We start from the raw sequence: 14739 nt of genomic DNA on the forward strand, positions 1-14739 counted from the left end.
GTGGAAAAGCGGCGGTATGTCAGATCTGCAGGTCCTGCGAGTTCGGGTGCTCGGCCACGTCGACGACAGTCCGGTAGATGTGCTCCGGAATCCGGCCCCGCAACTCGGCGGGCGAGTCCACGATCTCCACCGTGTAGTCACCCCATTCGCGCTCGCCACTGCCGGGCCGCAGCAGCTCGCGCCAGTTCTTCCATTCGGTCCAGTCGATCGCGACGGACATTTCGCGCCAGTCCGATTCCCTGCGGTGCACCACGAATTTGCCTTTCCGGCTCACGTAGACCCGCACGACGTTCATCCCGACCTTGCCGTATTCGCGGGATTCGCCGAGCAGTCTGCCGAAGAACCGCTGCTGACGCCCGCCGCCCGGACCCACGCGCAACACGATTTGGCGCAGGTCGTCCACGTCGCCCGGCTCGGCCGACTCCTTCACGATGGTGACGCCGCAGGCCTGCTCCTCGACAGTGTCCACGCCGCTCAGGTTGTTCGGATCAGTGGTCATGATTTCCCCGTTTCATAGATCAGTGCGCATGCAGGCATGCGTCTACCGTCGACCGGCCCACCCCGAATCCGCCTCTACCGGTGCGGATTCGATGTTCCCAGAAAGTCCGGGCCGTCGTCTCACTATAAGTAGATGTATACGTATAGCGCAAGACCCCGCGCGACCGCCGGTCCCACCTGGCGCGGCGAGCCTTCGCTCAGCTAATGGATCTGTTCCGCTTGCGCACCGAGCATCGCCTCTCCGTCCTCCGGCGATCGCATGGTTCAAGCCATACCATCACGGTGTGCGCGTTCTCGTCACCGGAGCGAACGGCTATCTGGGCCAGGCGGTCGTAAAACTGCTGGCTGGAGCCGGACACGAGCCGATCGCGATGGTTCGCGACTGCGGTTCGCCTCTGCGTGCGCCGACTCGGGTCGCCGACCTGCTGGATGAGGACGGGCTTCGGAAAGCTGTGGACGGCGTGGAGGCGGTGTGCCATCTCGGTGGGCTTACTCGGGCGCGCGAGTCGGCGGCCGATCCGCTGCGGTACTTCCGCGTCAATACCGGCGGGACCGTCGCGTTGCTGGACGCCATGGCCGCCGCCGGAATATCGCGGCTCGTCTTCGCTTCGACCGGCTCGATATACGGAACTCCCGAACGACAGCCGATGACAGAGCGTCTACCCGACGCGCCCCCGCACCCGTACGCGGCGAGCAAGCTGGCCGCCGAGTGGGCGATCGGCGCGCAGGCGGGCACCGGTCGCTTGTCCGCTACCGTGCTGCGCTTGATGAACGTGGCCGGCGGCGCGGATCCCGATCCGACGCGCTTGATTCCCCGAGCATTCGCCGCCGCGAGGAATGGCTCGGCTCTGGAAGTCAACGGCGACGGCAGCGCTGTCCGCGACTATCTGCATATCGACGACGCCGCAGCGGCTTTCGTCGCGGGTATCGAGAACATGCCGCCGAAAGGCGAATTCAGGCGCTTTCTCATCGGCAGCGGCCGCGGCAGCAGCATTCTCGACGTCGTGGCCGCGGTCGAGCGGCGGACCGGACGTCGAATTCAGCTGATCCATCGGCCACCGGCGCCCGAACCGGCCGCCCTGATCAGTGACCCGGCCAAGGCTATGGCCGAATTACCCTGGCGCCCAGCGCAGTCCGATCTGGACACCATCGTGTGCGACACACCGCGCCGGGGTGACCTCAGCCGGTGAGTCCGGCCTGGCCGAGCAGATAAGCGGTCAGCGGACCGTAGTAGTCGGGATGGACTCCGTCATCGAGTGGCACCGTGACCGCGATCTTCCCCTCCGCTTGCCCGGCGAACAGTGCGGGGTCGTTGCTGTCGGCGAATCCCACGGTCTCGATGCCCGCCTCCCCTGCCGCCCCGGCCCAGCCGTGGTCGGCGACGACCAGGTCGGGCCATTGGCCGGTTTCGGCCTCGCGCAACTCCCGCAGGGCCGCCCGCATCGGATGCGGGTCATGAGTGTGTCGCAGCGTGCCGTCGGTGCCCAGCGCGGCAACTTTTGAGGTGTAGACGATCTCGCGATGCTGCGGGCCCCATGGCGTGGTCACCCGATAGGACCACCCGGCAGCCGGCACGAGCACCACGCATCCTGCCGCACGTAACGCGTCCTCGACAGCGCGATAGACGCCCATGAGTGTGTCCGGATGCCCGGTCGCCAGGATCACCGTCTCCCGACGACGAGCGGCGAGCCCGATCCGCGCACCCATCGCGTCGAGCGCGTCGAGCGTCAGGTCGACGTCGATGGTGTCCGGACCCCGCAGATGCCGAGGGTCGGGGCTGACCCCGCACAGACGCGCCATCATCTCCAGCGTCTCGGCGAAGGTCCAATCCTTCAGCGTCAGCCCGAACTGATACCCGGGGTCCTTCGCCACCATCTTGCGATAGTTCGCGAGATTCCCCTCCCGAGGCGTCGCGACATCACCCGCTATCCGCGTTTTCAGCAGATGTTCCCGCAGCAGCGCTCGATCATAGGTCTGTTCAGATCGACTCACATTCCCCACCGCTCATCCTCCGCATCGGCCGTCGGCGCCACCTATCGCAGTTCCGGTCAGGCCAGGAGTCCGCCGGTTTGCTCGATCGCCACCCGCAACACGACAGTACCCATGCAGGGTGGACGGCAAGAGAATTCCTCAGACGCGCCCGGATACGGCGAAGGCCCGCCTCCGAGAACGGGAAGCGGGCCTTCGGGTTTCACGCCGTGCCGGAGAGGCTTACTTGGCCTTCTCCAGGACCTCGACCAGACGCCAGCGCTTGGTGGCCGACAGCGGACGGGTCTCCATCAGCTGAACGCGGTCGCCGATGCCCGCGACCTCGTTCTCGTCGTGCGCCTTCACCTTCGAGGTGGTGCGAATGATCTTGCCGTAGAGCGGGTGCCGGTTGCGGTCTTCCAGCTCGACGACGATCGTCTTGTTCATCTTGTCCGAGACAACGTAGCCGACCCGCACCTTACGGGTACCGCGCTGCCCTTCTGCTTTGTCGCTCATGCGGCATCTCCCTTGCCAGCGGGTCCGGTGGCCAGACCGAGCTCGCGCTCACGCATGACCGTGTAGATGCGCGCGATCTCGTGACGGACGACGCGCAGACGACGGTTGTTGTCCAGCTGACCCGTCGCCATCTGGAAGCGCAGGTTGAACAGCTCTTCCTTGGAGTCGCGCAGCTTGGCCACCAACTCCTCTTCGGTGAGCTCGCGGAGCTCTGCGGCCGGTGTTCCGGTAGCCATCAGAACTGCTCCTCCCTGGTCACGATCCTGCACTTCATCGGGAGCTTGTGCATCGCGCGGCGCAGGGCCTCACGAGCGGTCTCCTCGTTCGGGTAGCTCATCTCGAACATCACGCGACCGGGCTTGACGTTCGCGACCCACCACTCCGGCGAACCCTTACCGGAACCCATGCGGGTCTCGGCGGGCTTCTTGGTCAGCGGGCGATCCGGGTAGATGTTGATCCAGATCTTGCCGCCACGGCGGATATGGCGAGTCATCGCGATACGCGCCGACTCGATCTGCCGGTTGGTGACGTAGGCCGGCTCCAGCGCCTGGATGCCGAATTCGCCGAACGCCACCGAGGTGCCGCCCTTGGCCGTACCGGAACGGCCAGGGTGGTGCTGCTTGCGGTGCTTCACCTTGCGAGGCATCAGCATGCGTCAGCCCTCCTGTGTCTCTGCCGGGGCGTCGGCCACCGCGGTGGCGGCGCGCCCGGCCTCGGTGCTGGTCGCGGTGGTGCCGGTGGAACCGGACCGACGCGGGCGGCTCGGCCGCTCCCGGCGCGGACGCTCGGGCGCGGCGGCAGCGGCGGCCAGCTCACGCTTGCCACCGACGATGTCGCCCTTGTAGATCCAGACCTTCACGCCGATGCGACCGAAGGTGGTCCTGGCCTCGTAGAGGCCGTAGTCGACGTCGGCGCGCAGCGTGTGCAGCGGCACCCGACCTTCGCGGTAGAACTCCGAGCGCGACATTTCCGCGCCGCCGAGGCGGCCCGAGCACTGCACACGGATGCCCTTGACGTTCGGCGAACGCATGGCCGACTGGATGGCCTTGCGCATCGCGCGACGGAACGCCACACGGTTGGACAGCTGCTCGGCGACGGCCTGGGCGACCAGCTGCGCATCCGACTCGGGGTTCTTGACCTCGAGGATGTTCAGCTGCACCTGCTTGCCGGTCAGCTTCTCCAGCTCGGCGCGGATGCGGTCGGCCTCGGCGCCGCGGCGGCCGATCACGATGCCGGGCCGCGCGGTGTGGATGTCCACCCGCACGCGGTCACGGGTGCGCTCGATCTCGACCTTGGAGATGCCCGCCCGCTCCATGCCGGTGGCCAGCAGCTTGCGGATCGCGACGTCTTCCTTCACGTAGTCCGCGTACTGCTTGTCCGCGTACCAACGTGACTTCCAGTCGGTGGTGATACCGAGGCGGAAGCCGTGGGGGTTGATCTTCTGTCCCATTTACTTTGCCCCTCCCTTCCGGCGGTTACGAGTGGCTCCACCGGCGGTGGGGATGCTCTCGACCTCGATGGTGATGTGGCTGGTGCGCTTGCGGATGCGGAACGCACGGCCCTGGGCACGCGGCTGGAACCGCTTCAGGGTGGCACCCTCGTCGACGTAGGCCGTCGAGATCACCAGCGTGGCCGGGTTCAGGCCGAGGTTGTTCTCGGCGTTGGCCGCGGCGCTCGCGACGACCTTGGCGACCGGCTCGCTCGCGGCCTGAGGCGCGAACTTCAGCAGGGCGAGGGCGTCCTCGACACGCTTGCCGCGGACCAGGTCCACGACACGGCGTGCCTTCATCGGGGTGACGCGAACGTGCTTGGCGGTCGCGCGCGCAGTCGGGTTCTGAGTCTCAGTCGTCGTCATCGCCGCTTGCTCTTCCGGTCTTCCTTGACGTGGCTCTTGAACGTCCTGGTCGGCGCGAACTCACCGAGCTTGTGCCCGACCATGTTGTCCGAGATGAACACCGGCACGTGCTTGCGGCCGTCGTGCACCGCGAACGTGTGACCGATGAAATCGGGGATGATGGTCGAACGACGCGACCAGGTCTTGATGACCTGCTTGGTGCCCTTCTCGTTCTGCACGTCCACCTTCGCGAGGAGGTGGTCGTCGACGAACGGGCCTTTCTTGAGGCTGCGTGGCATTTCTTACCTCCTCCTTCAGCGCTTCTTGCCGGTCTTGCGGCGGCGGACGATGAGCTTGTCGCTCGGACGGTTGGGCTTGCGGGTGCGGCCTTCCGGCTGACCCCAGGGCGAGACCGGGTGGCGACCACCGGAGGTCTTGCCCTCACCACCACCATGCGGGTGGTCGACCGGGTTCATGACGACACCACGGACCGTGGGGCGGCGGCCCTTCCAGCGCATGCGGCCGGCCTTGCCCCAGTTGATGTTCGACTGCTCGGCGTTGCCGACCTCGCCGACGGTGGCGCGGCAGCGCACGTCGACGCGACGGATCTCACCGGAAGGCATACGCAGCGTGGCGTAGGGGCCTTCCTTACCCAGCAGCTGGATGCTCATGCCCGCCGAGCGGGCCAGCTTGGCGCCGCCGCCCGGACGCAGCTCCACCGCGTGGATCGTGGTACCGGTCGGGATGTTGCGCAGCGGCAGGTTGTTACCCGGCTTGATGTCGGCCGTCGGGCCGGACTCGATGCGGGTGCCCTGCGTCACGCCCTTGGGGGCGATGATGTAGCGCTTCTCGCCGTCCACGAAGTGCAGCAGCGCGATGTTCGCGGTGCGGTTCGGGTCGTACTCGATGTGCGCGACCTTGGCCGGGATCCCGTCCTTGTCCAGACGACGGAAGTCGATCAGACGGTAGGCGCGCTTGTGCCCGCCACCGCGGTGCCGGGTGGTGATCCGGCCGTGGGCGTTGCGGCCGCCGGACTTGGTCAGCGGGCGCAGCAGCGACTTCTCCGGGGTCGACCGGGTGATCTCGGCGAAGTCCGAGACGCTGGAGCCGCGGCGGCCCGGCGTAGTCGGCTTGTACTTACGGATTGCCATGAGTTCTTCTCTGCTTTCTGGATTCCCGGGCGCTTACGCGACCGGGCCTCCGAAGATCTCGATGGGCTTGCTGTCGGCCGAGATGGTCACGAGCGCGCGCTTGGTGTTCTTGCGCTTGCCGTAACCGAAGCGGGTCCGCTTGCGCTTGCCCTGACGGTTGGCGGTGTTGACGCTGGTCACCTTCACACCGAAGACCTTCTCCACGGCGATCTTGATCTGCGTCTTGTTCGAGTCCGGGTGCACCAGGAAGGTGTAGGTGCCTTCCTCGATCAGTCCGTAGGACTTCTCGGAGATGACCGGCGCCAGCAGAATGTCGCGGGGGTCGGCGATGGTGGTCACTTGCTCTCCTCCTGTGCAGCCTCGGCCGGGCCGTGCACGAACGCGTTGAGCGCCTCGACGCTGAACACCACGTCGTCGCTGTTGAGCACGTCGTAGGTGTTGAGCTGGTCCGGGGCGATCGGGTGCACGTTCTGCAGGTTCGCCACGCTCTTCCACGCGGCGACGTCCTCGCGGCCGACCACGACCAGGAGCTTCTTGCGGTCCGACAGCTCGGCCAGGAAGCTCTTGGCGGTCTTGGTGGACGGGGTCTGGCCCGCCACCAGTTCGGTGATCACGTGGATGCGCTCGTTGCGCGCCCGGTCGGACAGGGCGCCACGCAGGGCGGCGACCTTCATCTTCTTGGGCAGGCGCTGGGTGTAGTCGCGCGGCTGCGGGCCGTGCACGGTGCCACCGCCGGTGAACTGCGGCGCGCGGGTCGAACCCTGGCGGGCGCGACCGGTGCCCTTCTGCCGGTACGGCTTCTTGCCGCCGCCGGAGACCTGGCCACGGGTCTTGGTCGCGTGCGTGCCCTGGCGGGCCGCGGCCTGCTGAGCCACGACGACCTGGTGCATCAGCGCGATGTTGGCGGTCACGTCGAAGATCTCCGCGGGGAGGTCGACGGTGCCGTTGGTCTTGCCGCCGATCTCCTTGACCGGCAGCGTCAGGTTCGCCTTCTTCTCGAGGCTCGTCATGCGTGCGCACCACCCTTCACGGCGCTCTTGACGATCACGACGCCGCCCTTGCGACCCGGGATCGCTCCCTTGATCAGCAGCAGGCCGTTCTCGGCGTCGACCTTGTGCACCGACAGGTTCTGCGTGGTGACGCGGTCGTTACCCATCCGGCCCGACATGCGCATGCCCTTGAACACGCGGCCGGGGGTGGCGCAGCCACCGATCGAGCCCGGACGGCGGTGCACGGCCTGCGCACCGTGCGAGGCGCCCTGGCCACGGAAGCCGTGGCGCTTCATGGTGCCCGCGAAGCCCTTGCCCTTGCTGGTGCCGGTGACGTCGACGTAGCTGCCCTCTTCGAACACCTCGGCGCTGATCTCCTGGCCGACCTCGAAGGTGGAGGCGTCCGCGACGCGGATCTCGGCGACGTGGCGGCGCGGCGTGACACCGGCCTTGGTGAACTGGCCGGAGACCGGCTTGGTCACCTTGCGCGGATCGATGGCGCCGAAGGCGACCTGGACGGCGCTGTAGCCGTCGCGCTCCACGGTGCGGATCTGGGTGACGACGTTCGGCCCGGCCTTGATGACGGTCACGGGAACGACGCGGTTGTTGTCGTCGAAGACCTGGGTCATGCCGAGCTTGGTGCCCAGGATGCCGGCGGCCGGCCTGTTCTTGTTGTCAGTCATGTCTCGAGTCCCCGTCACTGAATGTTGACGTCGACGCTGGCCGGCAGGTCGATGCGCATGAGCGCGTCCACCGTCTTCGGCGTCGGGTCGAGGATGTCGATAAGCCGCTTGTGCGTACGCATCTCGAAGTGCTCGCGCGAGTCCTTGTACTTGTGCGGCGAACGGATGACGCAGTACACGTTCTTTTCGGTCGGCAACGGCACCGGGCCGACGACGCGTGCCCCGGTGCGGGTCACCGTCTCCACGATCTTGCGCGCCGATGCGTCGATCGCCTCGTGGTCATAGGCCTTGAGCCTGATGCGGATCTTTTGTCCCGCCACGCTAAGTGTCCTTTTCTCCGCTTTCCTTCGTGGTCCGGAAGCCCGGCTATACCAGTCCTCTGGACCACCCTCATTTGCACAGCCCGAACACACGAAGACGTCTCAGTGGAGACCCTGACCGGGCACGCCCGATCTCGCCGCTGTTCATCTGTCATGGTTCTCCGGTACACGCGGTCGGGCGTGTCGCCCGTCCGCTCATTCCTCGGCCTCGGATCGCAATGCATCTCAGGCCTGGAACACTGTCCCGGACGTACCCACGCCAGAAACCCGGCGAGGTACTCGATGGGGTACTGCTCGCCCCGCCCGACCAGCTGTTTCACCTGGAAACAGACACGGCCCGGTGCAAGGCAACCCGAACAGTATGCACGATCCCCGCGAGTCACTTCAAATCGGTGGGGCTGGCCACGAACTTACTTTTGAGTAAGATACGCCGCATGGCAAAAGAGACCGTGACCTATCGCGGCTGGAAGAAGCTGCCGGACAACCGGCTGGGGCATGCCCTGTTCTCGCTCGGGATGGTGGCGCGGGTGCCCTACTTCGGCACCGTGTTGCCGAACGTGGTCCGGCTCGAACCGGGGTTGTGCGAGGTCACCTCGCCGAAGTGGTTCGGCATCCACAACCATCTGGGCACCTTCCACGCGATCGCGGCGTGCAATCTGGCCGAGGTCGCGATGGGCATGCTCAGCGAGGCGACCGTGCCCGCGACGCACCGATGGATCCCCAAGGCGATGAACGTGCGATATCTGGCGAAAGCCGAGACCGGGCTGCGGGCCGTCGCGCAACTGGCCGAGATCCCCGACTTCGCGAGCATCACCGAGGGGCGCGAGCTGGTGGTGCCGGTGTCGATCTACGACAAGCACGGCGTGGAAGTGGTACACGCGGACATCACCACCTGGGTCACACCGAAGTAGCCGGCCTCCGCGAGCCGCGCGCGTCCGGTCTCGCGAAAGCTGTCCGTGGTTCGACCGGGGCCGGAACCGATGCGTCGCCCGCGACGAGTCGCCCCTGATCGATGTGCAGGATGTTCTCCGCGCATCCGGCGAGATCGTCGGCGAGACAAGCAGAAACGACGATCGTCATGTCCTGGCGCGCGAGAGCTCGCAGCATTCCGGCCAGATAGCGACGCCCGTCGTGGTCCAAGTCGGCCATCGGGTTGTCCAGTACGAGTGCCGTCGTACCCGCGGCCAGCGCTCTGGCCAGGCCGAGCCACTTCTTGTCACTCCGGGACAGACGGAGAACGGGCGTGGAAGCGGAGTCCGCCAAACGCGCGAGATGCATTGCCCGATCGACCAGTTCATCGGCCACGTCCGCGCTGTGACCCGCGATCTTCGCCGAGAACCGCACGACCTCCGCGACCGACCAGGTCTCGCCGCTCTCGTACACGTCGGGGACCCAGCCGACCCGGGAGCGGACCACCCATGGCTCTGCGCTCGGGTCCGCGTCCTCCACGCGGAGCCACCCTCGGTGTGGCCGCAACCGACCGGCGAGCATCGACAACAGCGTCGTCTTGCCCGCGCCGTTCGGCCCGACGACCGCGGTGACCCGGCCCGCGGGGGCGCGGAAGGTCACGTCGTCGATCACCGCGACTCCGGCGAATTCGCGGCGCAGCCCGCTACAAGTAATGCCGAGACTCACCGAGGTTCTCCATCTTCGTGATCCGGTCCGGCCAGGGTGCGCTCAGCAGGGCAACGTTCGCCGATCCCCGGCGAGCGCGGAGAGAACGGCGGCGGTGGCGCGTGGGTCCTCCAGCATGCCGCTGTGGTCGGCCGCGTCGGCAGGACATCCGTCCTGCAGCCACACGTTGCGGTCGGCCGGGCCGGGCGCGGCGAGCAGGGCGGTGTCCTGCGGCGTGATCACCTGGTCGGCGCGGGAGGCGATGGCCGTGTACCGGAGACCGGGCACGGTCTCGCCTCCCGTGTTCAGCCGGTTCAGCAGTGGTGACCCGGCCACCTGCTGCTGGCCCGGAGTCCCGAAGACCTGGGCCGCGATCTGCGCGTCGCCCAGGCCGAGCGCGGCCAGGTCCGGATAGCTGCCGCGCAACCCGGCCCAGGTCGAGCCGCGATACGGCGTGCCGAGAGTCACCACTTGGGACACCGCCTCCGCGCCGCGGGCGCGCAGATACTGCCGGATCACCGTGCCGCCGGTGGAGTGTCCGACCAGCGCCACCCGTCTCGCGCCCGTCGTCTCCCGCACCGCCCGCACGACTTCGGCGAGCTCGCCCGCCATTCGATCGATGTCGGCCACGCCGTAGACGACACGTCCCAGCAGTGCGGCGCCGATCGGCCCGACGCCGGTGGAGCTGGAGCCGGTCTGCCCGCTCACCGCGTCGACGACACCCGGCGCGGCGCCGAGATTCGCGGCGAACACGCAATGTCCCTCGGCCCGGATGGCCGGCGCGAGCAGGGGGAAGCTGCGGCCGATATCGGTGCCCGAGCCGTGCACGAGCACAACCGGCTCCGGTCGCGCCGGTGCCGGCTTGCAGGCCCAGTCGTTGGCGCCGTCCAGCGCCGGTGTCTCCGGGGCGGCGGCCGCGGTCGGCGCGTGGGACAAAGCCACGCAGGCAGCGGCCATCATGAGGCCGACGACGCGCGCGGCCCGAGTGCGAACAGTCATTTCGAATTCCCGCGGATCAGATTCCCAATGGAGCGGCCAGCGTCGGCCACGAATCCTTCAGCGCGTCCTCCCAATAGCCCCAGGAATGGGTGCCTTCCGGGCGGAAGTTGTATCGCGCGGGGATTCCGAGGCTGTCCAGCCGGTCTTTCATGTTGTGCGAGCAGTAATTGGTGGCCGCTTCGATCACACCGCCGACGACGAGCTGATTCGCGAAACCCCACGGACCGTTCAGCGAATATTTCCCGCCGTATCGGTCGTAGACGCCGGGCATGCCATTTCCACTGGCGATGTAGATGGATTTTCCACGCAATCCCTCCGCCTGCACGTAGGGATCATTGGCCACCCATTGCGGGTCGCCCGCGGGCCCCCACATGTTGTCCAGTTCCGCGAGACCCCATTCCTCGACGGTCAGCCGGACGAACTCACGGCCGACCGGATCGCTGGTCTGCGCGCAACCGCTGTAGGCGGCGACGCCGGAGTACAGGTCACCCGTGGTCGCGGCGAGCGCGAGTGTCGTGGTCCCCGACATCGAGAACCCCGCGAGGGCATTGCGCCCGCTGGTCCCGAGATACGAGTCGATCAGCGGAGGCAGTTCGCGGCTCAGGAAGGTCCGCCACTTCTGGCGCCCCAACCTGGCGTCGTCCTTCTCCCAGTCCGCGTAGTAGCTGAACATGCCGCCGATCGGCGTGACCGCGTGCACGTTCTTGTCCGCGAGGAATTGCATCGCGTCGGTCTTCGTGGCCCAGGTCGAGCCGTCGATGCCACCGGCCGCGCCGAGCAGCAGATACAGCACCGGCCGGGGAACGCTGGTGTCCGCGGCGCGCTGCACTTCCACCGGAATATCGAGATCCATGGCAGCGGAATGCACCGTCAATGTCAGGTTCCGCGCACTGTGCTCCTGCACGGAAACAATAGAAGACTCCGCGGGCGCGGCCTGGGCCTGCACCGAAACCATTGCCGATGCGGCCGCAGCGCCGGCGACGACCGCCGACAGCAGCAACCGGCGGAGGTGGCTCCCTCTCATGACTCCCCTTATCCCGAATCCCGGAACGCCTCGCGTTCCGAGCTCAGGCTATGGCCTGTCCCGAGCCGTTTCACGACTGAAGTTGCTGGGCCACCGATTCTGGGGGCATGCCCGTGCACCGGAATTCGCACCGTTTCGAACCGATCCGATTCCGAAATAGCGAGACCCGAATTCCTTGGGCTCGCAGGCGTGGAATAGTTGCGCTTCCGTCGGCCCACCGGATTGAATGCCCCTATGGGTGTCAGCGCGGACCGGGAAGTCGATGTGTGCGTGGTCGGGCTCGGTCCCACCGGACGGGCGCTCGCGCACCGCGCCATGATCGCGGGGCTGTCGGTAACCGCGATCGACCCCCGCCCCGAACGGCTGTGGCCGCCCACCTTCTCCTGCTGGGTGGACGAGCTGCCGCAATGGCTGCCGTCCACGGCTGTCGCGACGACCATCCCGGCGCCCAGAGTGTGGACGAAGACCGAGCATCGCATCGACCGTCCCTACTGCGTGCTGTCCAAACCCGGCCTGCGCGCGGTGCTACCGCTCGATGACGCCACCGTCGTCGCGGGCCGCGCCACGCGGGTGGGCGCGCACGAGGTCGAACTCGCCGACGGCGCGGTGCACCGGGCGGCGGCGGTGTTCGACACCCGTGGGCTGCCCCCGCTGGGACGCCGCCGCGGGGCGAGCGCGCACGGCATCTTCGTCGACGCCGAGGCGGCCGCGCCGATGATCGCCGAAGGCGAGGGCCTGCTGCTGGACTGGCGGCCGGAGAACGGCGCGGGCCCGGACGAGCCGCCGTCGTTCCTCTACGCGGTGCCGCTCGGCGACGGCACGGTGATCTTCGAGGAGACCAGTCTCGGCCTCCGGGGCGGCATGCCGCAGCACGAACTGCGCAAGCGCACACTCGCGCGCCTCGCCGCGCACGGCATCCGGCTCACCGGCGACGAACCGAGCGAGGCGGCGCACTATCCACTCGACCAGCCGCCGCCACGCACCGGCAAGGCGCGCGCGATCGCGTTCGGCTCGCGCGGCGGCATGATGCACCCGTGCACCGGGTACAGCGTCGCCGACTCACTGGCACTGGTCGACACCGCGATCACCGCGCTGTTGGAAGGCCGCGACCCCATCGCCGCGCTGTGGCCGCCGCGCGCACGGCTGGTGTATTGGATGCGGATGCGCGGCCTCTACGGCCTCGGCAGACTCACCACCGAGCAGTCCATCGCCATGTTCGACGCGTTCTTCAGCGCCACCCCGCGTGGTCAGCGCGCCCTGCTGTCCGCGCACGACGACTACACGGCGCTGGGCGCTGTGCTGTTCGGCACGGTCGCGCACACCTGGCCGTTCCGCTGGCGTTACGACCTGGTCGGCTGGGCCAATCGGAACCGCTGGCTGGATTACGAGTTCGCCGAACCGCGTGAAGACGCCGAACGCCGGGTCCGATAGTCGGAACCCGGCGCACGGTGACAGCTGGTGGCTACGGCCCCGTTTCCGCGGCCCGCCGGTATCCCCTGATCGCCGGGTAGGCGAAGACGACGATCATGCCGAGCGTCCAGGCGAGCGTCTCGAGCAGCGGGTCGGCGACCGCACCGCCGTAGGACAAACCGCGCATCGCATCGATCGCGCAACTCATCGGCTGATGCGCCACCACGTCCTGCAACCAGATCGGGTAGGCGAAAACCGGGACGAAACCCGAGTTGAAGAACATCAGCAAGGTGCTGATCATGCCGATGATGTTCACCAGCATCACGCCCTCGGACACGGTGGCAAGCGCGGTGACCAGGACGGCGAACGCCACCCCGAACAGCACCGGGATGCCGATCAACGCCAGCGCCGCGACCGGTCCCTGATCGAAGCGGAAACCGAGCAGCAGACCGACCGCGACGACGAACACCGTGGTCACCAGGACACGGATCGCCTCGGCGAGCAGCCGCCCGGTGAATCCGGCCGCACGGTGCACCGGCATCGTCCAGAACCGGCCGAGCAGCCCGGTCATCTTCTCGGTCTTGAAGCCGAGGGCGCTGACCACCGCCCCGGACATCGCCGCGACCAACGTCAACAACGGGACCGTGCCGTACACGGCGGGCATGCCGGTGGCCCCGGAGACGGGCTTGTTCAGCACGATGTAGAACATCACCAAGGTGAGCGCGGGATACACCAGCGTCTGGATGGTCGTCGCCGGATCACGCGCCCAGACCAGCAGCAGCCGCTTGCACTGGATCAGGCTCTGCACCACCCAGGTGACCAGCGAGCCTTCCGGCCTCGTCCGGACGACGGGCAGGGGTTCGGCCGGGCGTCCCTCGAACACCTCGGTCTGCGGCGCGGTGCGCTCCACGGTCGATTCCACCGAACTCATGACCGCCTCACACTCGCCCAGATCGCCAACGGGGTGAACACCGCCGCCAGCCCGATCAACCACACCAGCGGAACCCACAGCACGTGCCAGGTCACGCCGTCGGCCGCCATGTCGCGCAGCGCGAAGGAGAACTGGGAGATCGGCTGATTGCGCACGAACGGGCGAATCCATTCCGGGAAGTTGCGTTCCGGCACGAATCCGCAGGAGAGCATGCCGAAGATCAGCGTCGGCAGTGTCAGCGCCTGACTCAGCGACTCCGGGCTCTTGGTCAGACTGCCGAGCCCGTCGGCGCCGACCGCGAGCACCGTGCCGACCGCGAGAGAGAACGCGCAGAACAGCACGGCCTGCCCGACGCCTGCGACGAAGCGGAAACCGATCAGGTACCCGAACAGCACCGCGGCGGTGAGCGAGGTCACCGACCGGACCAGCCCGGCGCAGATGCGCGAGGTGAACGGCACCAGCGTGCCGATCGGCATGGTCTGCAGTCGGGTACTCAGGCCGGTCATCGCCTCGAACGCGGCCAGCTGCGCGTTCGACATCATGGTGAAGGCCATGGTCTGCAACACGATGATCGGCATGACGTACTGGGCGTAGTCGACGCCCTGGATCTTCATCACGTAGCGCAACGGCAGATAGAAACCGAGGGTGAAGATCAGCGGCGTGACCGCGGCGACGATCAGCTCGCCCTTGGTCGCCATGGTGCGGACGATGCGGCCGGTCAGCGCGCGCCACTGCGCGAACGACGACAGCCGCGCCGCGGGCAACTCGGCGAACAGCGTCACCTCGGCCTCGGTGTGCTCCG

General features: G+C 67.6%; 21 protein-coding genes. 3 read left to right on the forward strand and 18 right to left on the reverse strand.

Annotation, left to right across the window (positions count from 1 at the left end; genetic code table 11):
- Positions 1-19: 19 nt before the first annotated feature.
- Positions 20-499 carry an EXLDI protein gene (locus tag ACL03I_RS35195; RefSeq protein WP_364430669.1) on the reverse strand — a complete coding sequence of 160 codons (480 nt, stop codon included), beginning with the start codon at positions 497-499 and terminating at the stop codon, positions 20-22.
- 283 nt (positions 500-782) lie between these two features.
- Here ACL03I_RS35195 and ACL03I_RS35200 point away from each other — a divergent pair, with 283 nt between their 5' ends.
- A complete protein-coding gene (locus tag ACL03I_RS35200; protein ID WP_412808123.1) occupies positions 783-1688 on the forward strand; it encodes an NAD-dependent epimerase/dehydratase family protein in 906 nt (301 codons plus the stop codon).
- Here ACL03I_RS35200 and ACL03I_RS35205 read toward each other — a convergent pair.
- From ACL03I_RS35205 to rpsJ, 12 genes are all read right to left on the reverse strand, one after another.
- Entirely contained in the window at positions 1678-2490 is an 813-nt protein-coding gene (locus ACL03I_RS35205) for a phosphatase (RefSeq protein WP_412808124.1), read from the reverse strand. The two genes, ACL03I_RS35200 and ACL03I_RS35205, sit on opposite strands and share 11 nt — an antisense overlap.
- Positions 2491-2709: 219 nt before the next feature.
- A complete protein-coding gene (gene rpsQ / locus ACL03I_RS35210; RefSeq protein ID WP_355076029.1) occupies positions 2710-2982 on the reverse strand; it encodes a 30S ribosomal protein S17 in 273 nt (90 codons plus the stop codon).
- Positions 2979-3218, reverse strand: a complete 240-nt coding sequence (gene rpmC / locus ACL03I_RS35215; protein ID WP_040864843.1) for a 50S ribosomal protein L29 — start codon at positions 3216-3218, stop codon at positions 2979-2981. Before rpmC ends, rpsQ begins: the two co-directional genes overlap by 4 nt.
- A complete protein-coding gene (gene rplP, locus ACL03I_RS35220) occupies positions 3218-3634 on the reverse strand; it encodes a 50S ribosomal protein L16 (RefSeq protein WP_039795447.1) in 417 nt (138 codons plus the stop codon). The genes rpmC and rplP overlap by 1 nt, the downstream gene beginning before the upstream one ends.
- A 3-nt stretch (positions 3635-3637) precedes the next feature.
- Positions 3638-4432 carry a 30S ribosomal protein S3 gene (gene rpsC, locus ACL03I_RS35225; RefSeq protein ID WP_039795445.1) on the reverse strand — a complete coding sequence of 265 codons (795 nt, stop codon included), beginning with the start codon at positions 4430-4432 and terminating at the stop codon, positions 3638-3640.
- Positions 4433-4837, reverse strand: coding sequence for a 50S ribosomal protein L22 (rplV, locus tag ACL03I_RS35230; RefSeq protein ID WP_039795443.1), 405 nt, complete (start codon positions 4835-4837; stop codon positions 4433-4435).
- Positions 4834-5115, reverse strand: a complete 282-nt coding sequence (rpsS, locus tag ACL03I_RS35235; protein ID WP_014981659.1) for a 30S ribosomal protein S19 — start codon at positions 5113-5115, stop codon at positions 4834-4836. The genes rplV and rpsS overlap by 4 nt, the downstream gene beginning before the upstream one ends.
- A gap of 15 nt (positions 5116-5130) precedes the next feature.
- The gene (gene rplB, locus ACL03I_RS35240) at positions 5131-5967 is read right to left on the reverse strand and encodes a 50S ribosomal protein L2 (protein ID WP_039795441.1); all 837 of its coding nucleotides are present in this window, start codon (positions 5965-5967) and stop codon (positions 5131-5133) included.
- Between the two features lie 33 nt (positions 5968-6000).
- The gene (gene rplW / locus ACL03I_RS35245; RefSeq protein ID WP_011207266.1) at positions 6001-6306 is read right to left on the reverse strand and encodes a 50S ribosomal protein L23; all 306 of its coding nucleotides are present in this window, start codon (positions 6304-6306) and stop codon (positions 6001-6003) included.
- A complete protein-coding gene (rplD, locus tag ACL03I_RS35250) occupies positions 6303-6977 on the reverse strand; it encodes a 50S ribosomal protein L4 (RefSeq protein WP_039795438.1) in 675 nt (224 codons plus the stop codon). The genes rplW and rplD overlap by 4 nt, the downstream gene beginning before the upstream one ends.
- On the reverse strand, positions 6974-7639 hold the full coding sequence (gene rplC / locus ACL03I_RS35255) for a 50S ribosomal protein L3 (protein ID WP_355076024.1): 666 nt from the start codon (positions 7637-7639) through the stop codon (positions 6974-6976). Before rplC ends, rplD begins: the two co-directional genes overlap by 4 nt.
- A gap of 14 nt (positions 7640-7653) precedes the next feature.
- A complete protein-coding gene (rpsJ, locus tag ACL03I_RS35260; protein ID WP_003938093.1) occupies positions 7654-7959 on the reverse strand; it encodes a 30S ribosomal protein S10 in 306 nt (101 codons plus the stop codon).
- A 434-nt stretch (positions 7960-8393) separates the two neighbouring features.
- Between rpsJ and ACL03I_RS35265 the strand changes: the two genes are divergently transcribed.
- A complete protein-coding gene (locus tag ACL03I_RS35265; RefSeq protein ID WP_356964871.1) occupies positions 8394-8870 on the forward strand; it encodes a hotdog fold domain-containing protein in 477 nt (158 codons plus the stop codon).
- On the opposite strand, the gene ACL03I_RS35270 is transcribed toward ACL03I_RS35265, so the two are convergent.
- The 3 genes from ACL03I_RS35270 to ACL03I_RS35280 are packed head-to-tail and all read right to left on the reverse strand — an operon-like array spanning position 8857 to position 11596.
- Positions 8857-9594, reverse strand: a complete 738-nt coding sequence (locus ACL03I_RS35270; protein ID WP_412808125.1) for an ATP-binding cassette domain-containing protein — start codon at positions 9592-9594, stop codon at positions 8857-8859. The genes ACL03I_RS35265 and ACL03I_RS35270 overlap by 14 nt on opposite strands.
- A gap of 42 nt (positions 9595-9636) precedes the next feature.
- Positions 9637-10572, reverse strand: coding sequence for a lipase family alpha/beta hydrolase (locus ACL03I_RS35275; protein ID WP_412808126.1), 936 nt, complete (start codon positions 10570-10572; stop codon positions 9637-9639).
- A 16-nt stretch (positions 10573-10588) separates the two neighbouring features.
- Positions 10589-11596, reverse strand: a complete 1008-nt coding sequence (locus ACL03I_RS35280) for an alpha/beta hydrolase (protein WP_355076016.1) — start codon at positions 11594-11596, stop codon at positions 10589-10591.
- A gap of 234 nt (positions 11597-11830) precedes the next feature.
- Here ACL03I_RS35280 and ACL03I_RS35285 point away from each other — a divergent pair, with 234 nt between their 5' ends.
- Positions 11831-13027, forward strand: a complete 1197-nt coding sequence (locus ACL03I_RS35285) for a lycopene cyclase family protein (protein WP_355076014.1) — start codon at positions 11831-11833, stop codon at positions 13025-13027.
- A 31-nt stretch (positions 13028-13058) separates the two neighbouring features.
- Here ACL03I_RS35285 and ACL03I_RS35290 read toward each other — a convergent pair whose 3' ends face one another.
- The gene (locus tag ACL03I_RS35290; RefSeq protein ID WP_356964876.1) at positions 13059-13937 is read right to left on the reverse strand and encodes an ABC transporter permease; all 879 of its coding nucleotides are present in this window, start codon (positions 13935-13937) and stop codon (positions 13059-13061) included.
- A complete protein-coding gene (locus ACL03I_RS35295; protein ID WP_355076316.1) occupies positions 13934-14719 on the reverse strand; it encodes an ABC transporter permease in 786 nt (261 codons plus the stop codon). Before ACL03I_RS35295 ends, ACL03I_RS35290 begins: the two co-directional genes overlap by 4 nt.
- Positions 14720-14739 lie beyond the last annotated feature (20 nt).

The organism is Nocardia sichangensis (assembly GCF_047200615.1).
Classification (GTDB): Bacteria; Actinomycetota; Actinomycetes; order Mycobacteriales; family Mycobacteriaceae; genus Nocardia; species Nocardia sichangensis.